This window comes from Calothrix anomala FACHB-343 (genome assembly GCF_014696435.1).
Lineage (GTDB): Bacteria > Cyanobacteriota > Cyanobacteriia > Cyanobacteriales > Nostocaceae > Aulosira > Aulosira anomala_A.
In genome coordinates this window covers 1-10347 of sequence record NZ_JACJQG010000128.1, presented here as the reverse complement: position 1 = coordinate 10347, position 10347 = coordinate 1, and the positions used below count along the sequence as shown (strand labels likewise).

Sequence of the window (10347 nt, the reverse complement as noted above, 5' to 3'; positions counted from 1 at the left end):
TGGGATATGCTTTACTCATGTTGCTCTCTCGGTGCTGTCTACTATCTATTCACAGCGTATACCGAGAGAGCTTTTTTACAATCTGTCCGACTTTTCAAACATCCTCTTAGAGTTATAAGTCATATTTTCACTCTCTTTCTACACCCAATAAGCAACAAGTAATTGGGGTTTTGGCGTTGCCGATCAGTGGGATGATTTTTGTCTCACGCTCCAGACGCAAAGGCGCAGAGAGTAAGAGGTTGAGAGATTTAATTTTTAATTTTCATTCCTTCATTCAGCAACGCCGGGTTTTTATTCAATAAATTACTTTGCGTGTTGAGGTATAGTTGCTGTCATTTTTAAAGCTGGAATTATGAAGATACCAAAAGCATGGATATCTCTTCTGGTTGTCATTGCTTGTATTATTTATAGTATCGCTGCACAAGCTACAGTCAACACATTTGATGGCAATTTACCGACTCGAATTGTAGAAGTTGCAAATCCTCAGTCTCGACTAAGAGCTACTAAAGTTTTGCTCCCAGACTGGAGCCGCATTTCTCTGGGACAATTACCAGGTATCAGTCAATCCGGTGCAATTGATGGCAGTCCCTACAGCCAAACACTAGGTTATGACCTGAGTCGCACTTGGAATGTGGGTATGACTCCCGATCAATATTTGAAGTTAGGAGATATCAGTGAAGCATTGCAGGCAGAGGAGTTTTCTTTGCAGGCGATCGCTCTACGCACAGCACCAGAGGCGAACACAGATATTAAAAGTATAGATTTAAACAAAATTACCTTGAGTAAATTTCCTCTGATTGGGGAGCAGACATTGAGGCATTTAGCTCAGGTTGTTCCAGAATTAGCTAACATACAAGTAAACAATATTACACCAGTTGACACATTACTAAAATCTCAAGGAATTGCCGCATCTAATTTAACATTAGCTCAGGTACTCAAACAGTATGAAGTTGGGCAAATGAAGCTGGGAGAAATCGACTTGTCAGAGTTTTCTATTTCTTCAATTCCTAACTTAGATGCAGTACCGCTACAACAATTTACAGGCTGGATGAATAGCAATGTTTCGGATATTCCTGGTTTGGGACAAGTACCTTTAGGGTCAATGCCTAATCCCATGACTGAAATTGGTAGTTTGGTAATGCGGATTGATGTAGTTTATGGGCCAGCAGAAAATCGGCGTAACAATACGATTTCTGGTTCAGATGTGCAAGGGTTTTCTGTGCCTTGTAATGAAAAAGACTGCGCTTACTTAGAATTAGATGATTTAGAAAATGCAGGTGGTAGTGATCGCAGTAAGTTGGAAGGAAAGCAGTGGATTTCTGGTAAATACCAAGAAGTCGAGGGCGGGCGGGGTATCCTAAAAGCAGTGAATAACGGTCGGGAACCAACAGGACGGCTACCGTTTGGTAAAGCTTTTAAGGTGGTGGTAATGGAGCCGGATGAAACCACTGATACGGTAGATACAGCTTTGTTCTTTCGGTTCTGTGCTTGGCGAATGGGTTGTACACCTTATTTTATCGGGCCTGTTCCTTTTTTCAGCTACAAGGTTAACTCCCTGATATTTGTAGGCAATTTGAGTGAACAGAGGACAAATACTGCGTATACCCCAACTGGAGCGACAAGAGAGCCTCAAGCTAGCACTACCAACCGTACTGGAGTAACAGAGAAGATTAATCCATGCAGGTTTAGTAATGATAGTCGGTCGATAACAGGTCAATCATTCTCCGGTATTGATTTGCGATCGCTCTTAAATGCAATTGGGGAAACTGAGAGCGATAGTAGCAAGGATTACAAAGCAGTTGGCGTATATACTTGTACTGATAGGGGTTCAAATTGTGGTCGCGCTCTTGGTCGCTACCAGTTCATGAGTTATAACCCCTATGTAGTGCAGTTAATTGCTGCCAAGCCTGGAGGTCAAGAGTTCCTGAATCAAGTGAAGCAAGGGCATCAACCAACAGAGGCTGAACTATTTGAGTTTTTTCCGACTGCTGACCAAGATAGGGCGTTTATGGCTGATATGGCTAACAAAATTCAAGCCACACAAGAGCAAATCGATACAGCGACAGGACAGCCATTTACGGGCGAACGCCTAATTGAACGAGTGGCTCAAAAGCATTTTGGTGGTGATTACAGCAAAGTTGATGGAAATGGCTCAGATGCCCTCGGTCGCCTCAGTCTCAAAGATTACGGCAAAACCGCTTTAGCTAGTTATCGCAATGGTAATAATAGCGATAATGGAATGCTGACCTGTTCTCCTAATGTAAATTCTAGCTACATCAGCACTGCTAAAAATACTGAAAATGGGAGGTAGAGTATGACAGATTTATCTAAAACCTCTATTACTTCACCCCATGAGATAAAAGAAATACTGGATACTGAGCTGCATTCAAAAATACACCTTGGGCAAACAGGGGAAGGAAAGGGAGTTTATTCTGACTCCGCCTCCTCTACTCAGTCTCAACCACTGAAGACAACTGCATATCAATTACCAGCACCTCCTATGAGGGTACGCTACTGGATTCATTGGTTTCGCATTGGCTTGGGCATCTTTTTGTTGCTGTCAGTTTTTATTAGCTTAGGAGGCTGTAGCTTAAATGCGGCAACCGTTAATTGGAATAAAGCTACTAATTTTGTGTCTACTTCAGTAATTGAACAGGTAATTGTAGAAAATACAGCGTTAAATGCCAAAGCATCTGCTAAAAATATACTGGCTTGGAGTGTGGAAGGAAAAGACGGCAGGTTGGCAGTTTTCAACTTTAATACGCCTGATGTCTGCGGTGCTTTGGGATGTCTGTATACTGGTTACTGGCTCAGAAAGGACAAACCAATTACTCAGGTATTCTTGAGTTACTTGAATCCCAATCTACCACCAGGTAAACATTTGTTGTCAGTGGGAGAGAACCGAGGTCAGGCATTACCGTGCATTAAGGTACTGCAAACCGAGCAAGAGCAGCTACGTCAATTGAATTTTTGTTTCAATGGCACTGGCTATCAACTTGCTGATAGTCAGCTTTTCACAAGGCGTGAAAATTTTTAAAGTTGATAACTCGCAATCTAGAAGAAAACTCTGCCCTAGTCTTCTTGGCTACGGCAGGGTATTTTTATCGGAAGTCGGCGGAAAACTCCGATCAGTGGGTGGAGTGTTTCATGTGACATACTCTATAGTTGCATTGGACTATTCCTCATCATCTAGTTCCTCGTCGTCCTCAAAATCATCGTCTAACTCAGCTTCCAAATCGTCGGTTTCATTAAGGAAGTCATCATCGTCAATAAGTTGAATTTTGCGAGGTGGCTTGGCTGCTGGTTTGGATTTACGGACGCTTTGAGTTTTGTTCCTATTCTTATTTGGTGGCAATACTTCCACATCTACAGATACCGATTCTCCTGGCAAAGCAGGTAGGGATTGAGGTTCATTAAAACCAGCGATCGCATCATGTTGTTGCCAAATTAGGGCTTTAGCTGTGGTTTTACCTAAATACAGTTGCGGTAAATTTTCAACTGTGGGTTTAGTGTAGGCTACAGTTTTGCAACAGTTATGTTTATTTTTACCTTCACCTTCTTTAATTGCTCTAAACTCAATTTCTAGCACACCTAAACTCCGCCATTTATCACTTTTACCACTAAATGGCACTTGGAAATAATCAGCGAAGGTTTTCTCTAATGAACGGTAAAATTCTTCACGCACTGATTTAAAACTCCAAAGAGCCACATTTTTGAACCGGACAACAACAGGAGTAGTATGTAATGGTTGATTCTTGTCATCAAGAAACATGATTGCGTGTTCAGAACACACATCCATTGTTTTCTTATCAAGACTATGCCTGTAATCGTCATAAAGCCCAACAAATGAACCACCTACTTCTTCAACATCCGATTTATACCGTATATATTCTGGTGCAAAAGCTAAAACCAGTAACCGACCTTCAGTAATTAATAGTCCGGTAACATCTTCAGTTAAAGTGACAGTAGTTAGATCATCTTCTCCAGGTATTTCAATCCAACCAGCTTTTTCTAACTGGTCTTCTGGAATCAAAAGTCCAGCTGGTTTATCGTTAACGACAATACCATAGGGAAGAATCGGTTTGCGAACCTGGTTATAATTATCATTGAAAAGTTCTGGATCTATTTCAAATTCGGTTCCTTCAAAGTCATAATCATCAGTATCAGTTGTTCTAGCTTTAGCGCCTTTAGGTTTGTCAGCAGCAGTTTTGGCAGTAGATTGATGGGGGCGATTAGAGTCGTTTGTAACTTTTGATTTAACCATTGGACTGCATAAATATGATTGTCCAAAGCATGAGGCGTTAGCCTCAAAACTTAGTTGCTCGCTTTGCAGAAAATCGTAGCGATTTTAAGGGGACTGGCAACTTTTGGTGATGGCTGAAGAATCTGACTTTTCCCGTTAAGTCTCTTTAGTAAGCTGTCTATTCTCTCTACAAGACGCTACGCGAACACAGAGATAATGCAATTTTAACTAGCCTTGCCATAGTACCTGAATGCCAATTGCAGTTTTGCATTAATAATGCAATCCGTATTTTTTGTAAAAAAATCCAGGATTATGCGTTGATTTTGAAAATGTTATTCTGCTTGTTGTCAGTATTGAATCCCTAAATGGTTTCATTATCCCTATCAAATTATCAATAGCGAGGAACATAAGTTATGAGTTGGTTTGATAAATTAACCGATCAAGTAGCCTAGAATCAAAACTAACAGCCTAACCATAGTTATTTCACCAATTTGAGAGGAGAAAGCACTTATTAAAAAGCTTACTCCATCTTAGTTTCAACCTTCTTTTTGGTTTGCAGACAATATGAATGAAGACAATGTATCAAAGCTTTTTCTAGAGATTTCAACCTTAGTTGATTCTCATCGCCAAGAAAATGAAAAAAGCAATCTTCTCCTGGAAGTATTAATAGAAGAATTGCAAGAATTAAATTCAGACAATCAGCAAAAATTGGTGATACAATCTGATATTTTGCAAATCTACAGGAATATGCAAGAGAACTTAACACAGGAAGAGAAAGATGAATTTTTTCTGTGTTATCTCAAGAGCATACAAGGAATTGCTGATGAAGGTAGAAGTAAGTTACGGAATACCGTCAGAAAGTATTTGACAGAGATATCGTTGGCAGATAGAAAGCAAGTTTACAGTAAGGAGTTACAACACTAATGAATCCAAGTAACTTAATCAAATTAGCGTCTGATGTGGTTCGCTGGTCACAGACTCCACAAGGAAGGACTACGATGATGGTAGCCTCCAGGGTAGTTAGGGCTATACCGCCAATTGTACAGACGCTTGACTCGTGGATTTCCTCAGCAAGTTATGCTCAGGCAGTTAGAAAGGTTGAAGAGATTGAGCGTACCGACGCTCATTTAGTTAAAAAGGTGTATCTAGAGTATTACAACGAAATGAGTCCTGAAGTAAGACAGGCATTTCAGGAATTTTTAAAGCGTAAGGGAGAGAGTATTTGATGAACCGAAACTCACATTCGAGTAATAATCTCACTGTATTGAGTGACGCTTTCTCCAAGCTACCACCTGATACACAGCTCGTTCTATCACAAGCAACTGCTACTGCTGTAATTACCACACTTCAATCAGCCACTAAAGTGGTCGAAATAGTTGCAGAAGGACATCAATATCGAAATACTCTACAAGCAATGGTTCAAGCATTGAAAACAGATCAGAGTATGAGACATAAGGATGTAGAAGAACTAATCAAAGTTTTGAGAGAATTCAGTGCGATTATGTCTCAAGACATTCGTGATCAGTTTTTTATGTCTATTTTGCTGCTCTTGAAGTCTCCACGTCAACAATTCACTCTACCTCAGAGGAGGTAATTAACTTTTATCCCCTTTGGGTGTCCGCAGAAATACTGCACAAAAGGCAAGTTGTAGGACTAAAAGTGGCGAGCTTGTCATCAGCAGCTACGTAAGCTTGGAAGTCTTACTAAGAAAGCTTTCAAAAACAAAATTACTCTTGAAACCGAAACTCTAAAAAAAAAGCTTGTTTTTGCAGTACCAATTGACTTTTAGCTCTTTGGTACTGCATTTAGTAGCGTAAACATAAAGGCTTGGGTTCTAAATTTTGGATGATTGAAACCTTCCTTCCGTACCCAGCACTGTCACAATCGCTTATTACTGAGGTTGATTCATCAATAGAGAATAAAAGAACACATTAAATGAGCAAAAAGATTCTCATTTTTATATTCATAAATATGTATATTAGGCAAATTCAACAACTTATTTTCCATTTGCTTGGTAGCCCACTTTCTTAAACGAATTGCATCTTCCAAAAATATTGATTGTTCCTTTTTATATTTATCAACATACTCAGCCCATTCTACAAGACTAGCTTTACTGAGATAGTAGGATACAAAATAGCTTTGAATCTGGCTATGTACAAATGTATAATCATTTTGAAACCTTGATACTAATAATCCATCTTGTTGTTCTAAACCGTGAAGAATTTCCTCTGCTCTTATTTCATTGTTTGTAGCAATTTCATGATGAATAAGAAATTTTTTAATTTCAGGCTGCTGTATAAATTCTAAAATATATTTTTTTACATTATCCTTAGAAAGATATGCACCAAGATGGAAATTTCTTACTTTCATAAAATGGAAAGCTAGATAAGCCAGAAGTTCCACTCTTTGTTGAGAAGACAAAACAGAGTATGCATATTCAGCATCAAATCCTCGATCGGTATCCCAATCTTTAATTAATTCTTGTATAGTCAAGTGATACAAAATTAAGTCATCTTTGTAAAGTTTATCATGATCAATGTTGGGGATACTAGCATATATTACACATAAGCAGGAAAGTAGTAAAGGAGTTTGGCTAAATGCTAATCTATCATCATCAGCATTTTCACAATTGTCTAAATTCTCTTTATCTAATTTTAAATATTGAATTAAACTGTTTTGACATTTTTGAAGATTCTCATTCTGACCATATTGCTTGAACCATTTTTCTATAAATCCTTTAGACTGACCTTGATTGAAATTTTTTATTTCATAAGGCTCAAAACTCGGAAAAATAGCTTCTTCTGTTTTGGTAGAAATAATAAATGTATTATTAGGGTATATTTCAATAAATTCTCTAACATTATTCACAATATCGCGCTGTTTTAAGTCAGTGATATCTAATCCATCAATTAAAATTATTGCTTGACCGTTTTGCAATGTATTGATAAGATTTCTTTCCTCTACACCTACTTGCGTATAAGTTGACTTGATTGCTTCAAACAGTGTCAAGTACGAATTTTTAGAATCTAAACGTCTCAAAGAAATATAGATAGGTATGTAATCTTGTTTGCCAGGAATGGTTTGCTCAAGACAATGAATGCCAATATACCGTAATAAAGAAGATTTTCCTATTCCAGATCGTCCATAAATTTGAATTTTTAAATTTTTATTTTCACCTAATTTCTTAATTAAATCATTACTATCTAAAGTCTCATTCGGGGATGAAGATAAAGAAATAGGAACATAAAAATCTTTTGTATGCTGTGGTGATTTTAGACCCATCACATAGAGTTGACCACATCTTTTATTGATTATTTCTTGCCAATACTTATTCTTTCTAATTCCGCTTGTTATTTTGTTTCCGTATATTGCTAGTATTCTTTCAACAGCCGCAGGTATAGATAGACTATGAGTTAAACTTTGATATTTTTCTTTTTCTTCTTTTTCTTCTTGTTCTTGTTCTTCTTCTTGTTTTCGTTTGGCTTGATGTTTTACGTTCTGTTGTATCATCAGGCTGAGAATTATTGATAACTCAGACCCATGCTCATTTCTAATGTCTAGAGCTTCATATGATTCCTTTGGCTCTTTTAGAATTTTTTCGAGAGCAGTTGTCAAACTCTTTTTTAATTCTTTGTCTGTCAGGTTATTGAAAATTTTCTTGACTTCTTCGACTTTTTTTTCCGGAGTCATTGCGTTTTGATATAAATGTTGAGTGTGTAAAGTATAAATTTATAGTCTATAATTTGGTTATAGCAAATGCTTTATTAAGCTATCTTAATTATTTGTTATATATTTTTAGTATATAGAGTTTTTAATACCTCTAAAAAATATCCATAAGGTCAATTCCCTAGGTTTAACTTGGTAACTAAAATTGCTGGTAAACGCATTCTCCATTGCTATGAACCTTTACCAGAAAAATCTACCAGACAGCCATACTACTGCTAACTCGACATTAATTGAAGTCTCATCTTACCCAGCACCCCTAGCCAGTATTGACTTCGGTAAATTGTTGCAACAGTTCAACAACCCCCAAGGCTGGACAATGATGGGTGGATTGCTCTTCGTCTTACTGCTACTGCAAATCAGTGGTACTGGTAAAGGCAAAATTACCACTGGTAAAGTCTGCGGTATCACTGAAAAACTAGCAGCGACTAACCTAGCACTCAAGCAAATCAAGGAACACAAACATAATAAAGTTACCCTGTGGTCTGGAACTCCTCGCTATTGGGTAAAAGGCAAGTGGCGGGGGTTGCTGGCTAACTTACAAATTATACTTGGTGCAGCACCTACAGTTTGGTTTCCCAATGCCGAAAGGGGAACACTGGTAATAGGTGCACCTGGGTCTGGTAAAACCTACTCAACCATAGACCGGATGTTAGAAAGTGCGATGCAGCAAGGTTTTCCGATTTTACTCTACGACAAGAAGGGCGACCAACTACGACTCCATGCACCCCTAGCTGCACGTTATGGTTACAAAGTGCGAGTATTTGCCCCCGGTGAACCCTTTAGCGGTGTGATCAATCCTTTGGATTATATGCGTGATGCACGCGATGGGGTAATGGCGGGGGAAATCGGACAAGTGATTAACCGCAATGCTGCTAGTGGTGGTAAAAGTGATGAGTTCTTTGCTAAAGCCGGGGATTTGTTAGCTAAAGCACTATTGCAATTAGTTAAGGGTTCACCTTACCCAGATATGGCGATGCTTTATGCTGTGTTGCGGTTGCCAAAATTGGTGCAACGTCTTGACCATGCGGTACAGTCAAAAAGGTTGGATGAATGGGTGGCGACTTCGTTTATTCAATTTTTGAGTGCTAAGGATGCAGAGAAGACTATTTCTGGGATTTTAACCACAGCAGCAGGTACTTTCTCATCTTTCATCCAAGCTGATTTGCTGAGGGCATTTATCGGGAAATCGGACATTCCCACTAAGCTTGAAGGTAAAGAGATGGTGGTGTTCAAGCTAGATGATGAACGCCGCAGTGTGGTTGGGCCTCTTTTGGCGGCGGCAATGCACTTGATGATTGTTGGTAATTTGAGCCGTCCCCGCAAAGACCCGTTGATTATTTCTTTGGATGAATTACCATCAATTAAGCTAGACCGCTTACCGCAGTGGATTAATGAATATCGTTCCAATGGTGCCTGCTTTATTCTGGGTATCCAAAGTTTAGAGCAACTTTACGATATTTATGGGGATAAGATGGGGAGTGCGATCGCTTCTGCTTGTAGTACTCATGTTTTGTTCAATCCTGGTAACTACAAAACGGCTGAGGATTACTCAAAGCGTTACGGTGAGAAGGAAGTGCTGATTAAAAATCGTACCACAGGGCGATCGCTTGGCGGACAAATGAGCCGTTCAATTAGCTGGAGTGAGAATTTGCAAAAAATGCCTGTAATCAGTGCTGACGAAATTTTAAAATTTCCTCAAGGCAAGTGCGTAATTACCAGTCCTGGTTACAGTTCCGAGGGACAAGCTTCTATTCCTTACCCTTTAATTATTCCGGTGTCCAAAGCCGATGAAAAACGAGCGCATGATAGTGAGGCTCTTTGGGACACACAAGTTAAACCTGCTTTGTCAAATCAGGTGACAATTCCTGATATTAAAACGCTAACACAAGCATTACATGAACGGATTGAGTCAGCAGCGCAGATGTTGCCATTACCAGAAGAAGACGTAGCACCCGCACAGGATTCTAACAGTAGCGAACCTGATGTTTTGGACAATTTCCCAGCACGGGTTTATCAAACTCCAGGATTGCAATGATAGAAAGGTGATAGCTTTTCAGAAGTTAGTACCACTGTGAATTAAAAATTCAAACAGATATACAGCAGCGTAAACATCCTTTGATTTGGAATGCGTGGTTAATTTTCAGTTCTGCTGTACTTGAATGTTCTTTCAAAAAGCCAATTCATTAAATAAGGGTTTCAGACAGAATGGCGGATTTTTTCACTAATCGTTGCAATCCGCCTATTTGCTAATGAGAAAAGTATTAGCCTCTTAGAGGATGTTTGAAAAGTCGGACAGATTGTAAAAAAGCTCTCTCGGTATACGCTGTGAATAGATAGTAGACAGCACCGAGAGAGCAACATGAGTAAAGCATATCCCA

Annotated in this window: 8 protein-coding genes; 6 read left to right on the top strand and 2 right to left on the bottom strand. The window is 39.0% G+C overall.

Going from position 1 to position 10347, the window contains the following annotated elements:
- Nucleotides 1–352: 352 nt before the first annotated feature.
- The gene (locus H6G08_RS36315) at nucleotides 353–2311 is read left to right on the top strand and encodes a M23 family peptidase (RefSeq protein ID WP_190552089.1); all 1959 of its coding nucleotides are present in this window, start codon (nucleotides 353–355) and stop codon (nucleotides 2309–2311) included.
- A 3-nt stretch (nucleotides 2312–2314) separates the two neighbouring features.
- Nucleotides 2315–3037, top strand: a complete 723-nt coding sequence (locus tag H6G08_RS36310) for a hypothetical protein (RefSeq protein WP_190552087.1) — start codon at nucleotides 2315–2317, stop codon at nucleotides 3035–3037.
- Nucleotides 3038–3175: 138 nt separating this feature from the next.
- Here H6G08_RS36310 and H6G08_RS36305 read toward each other — a convergent pair whose 3' ends face one another.
- On the bottom strand, nucleotides 3176–4264 hold the full coding sequence (locus H6G08_RS36305; protein WP_190552085.1) for a DUF5895 domain-containing protein: 1089 nt from the start codon (nucleotides 4262–4264) through the stop codon (nucleotides 3176–3178).
- Between the two features lie 543 nt (nucleotides 4265–4807).
- Between H6G08_RS36305 and H6G08_RS36300 the strand changes: the two genes are divergently transcribed.
- From H6G08_RS36300 to H6G08_RS36290, 3 genes are all read left to right on the top strand, one after another.
- Nucleotides 4808–5167, top strand: coding sequence for a hypothetical protein (locus tag H6G08_RS36300; RefSeq protein WP_190552083.1), 360 nt, complete (start codon nucleotides 4808–4810; stop codon nucleotides 5165–5167).
- Between the two features lie 74 nt (nucleotides 5168–5241).
- Entirely contained in the window at nucleotides 5242–5469 is a 228-nt protein-coding gene (locus H6G08_RS36295) for a hypothetical protein (protein WP_206758305.1), read from the top strand.
- A complete protein-coding gene (locus H6G08_RS36290) occupies nucleotides 5469–5837 on the top strand; it encodes a hypothetical protein (protein WP_190552079.1) in 369 nt (122 codons plus the stop codon). Before H6G08_RS36295 ends, H6G08_RS36290 begins: the two co-directional genes overlap by 1 nt.
- A gap of 314 nt (nucleotides 5838–6151) precedes the next feature.
- Here H6G08_RS36290 and H6G08_RS36285 read toward each other — a convergent pair whose 3' ends face one another.
- Complete coding sequence (locus H6G08_RS36285; RefSeq protein ID WP_190552077.1) at nucleotides 6152–7933, bottom strand: NACHT domain-containing protein; 1782 nt, start codon at nucleotides 7931–7933, stop codon at nucleotides 6152–6154.
- 208 nt (nucleotides 7934–8141) lie between these two features.
- On the opposite strand from H6G08_RS36285, the gene H6G08_RS36280 reads away from it, so the two are divergent.
- Nucleotides 8142–10004 (top strand): type IV secretory system conjugative DNA transfer family protein, encoded by a 1863-nt coding sequence (locus tag H6G08_RS36280; protein WP_190552075.1) that lies wholly within the window; start codon nucleotides 8142–8144, stop codon nucleotides 10002–10004.
- The last annotated feature ends 343 nt before the right edge of the window (nucleotides 10005–10347 follow it).

Excerpts from the sequence above, each read along its gene's own strand:
- H6G08_RS36315 (WP_190552089.1), top strand. The coding sequence starts at position 353 with ATGAAGATACCAAAAGCATGGATATCTCTTCTGGTTGTCATTGCTTGT.
- H6G08_RS36310 (WP_190552087.1), top strand. The coding sequence starts at position 2,315 with ATGACAGATTTATCTAAAACCTCTATTACTTCACCCCATGAGATAAAA.
- H6G08_RS36305 (WP_190552085.1), bottom strand. The coding sequence starts at position 4,264 with ATGGTTAAATCAAAAGTTACAAACGACTCTAATCGCCCCCATCAATCT.
- H6G08_RS36300 (WP_190552083.1), top strand. The coding sequence starts at position 4,808 with ATGAATGAAGACAATGTATCAAAGCTTTTTCTAGAGATTTCAACCTTA.
- H6G08_RS36295 (WP_206758305.1), top strand. The coding sequence starts at position 5,242 with ATGATGGTAGCCTCCAGGGTAGTTAGGGCTATACCGCCAATTGTACAG.
- H6G08_RS36290 (WP_190552079.1), top strand. The coding sequence starts at position 5,469 with ATGAACCGAAACTCACATTCGAGTAATAATCTCACTGTATTGAGTGAC.
- H6G08_RS36285 (WP_190552077.1), bottom strand. The coding sequence starts at position 7,933 with ATGACTCCGGAAAAAAAAGTCGAAGAAGTCAAGAAAATTTTCAATAAC.
- H6G08_RS36280 (WP_190552075.1), top strand. The coding sequence starts at position 8,142 with ATGAACCTTTACCAGAAAAATCTACCAGACAGCCATACTACTGCTAAC.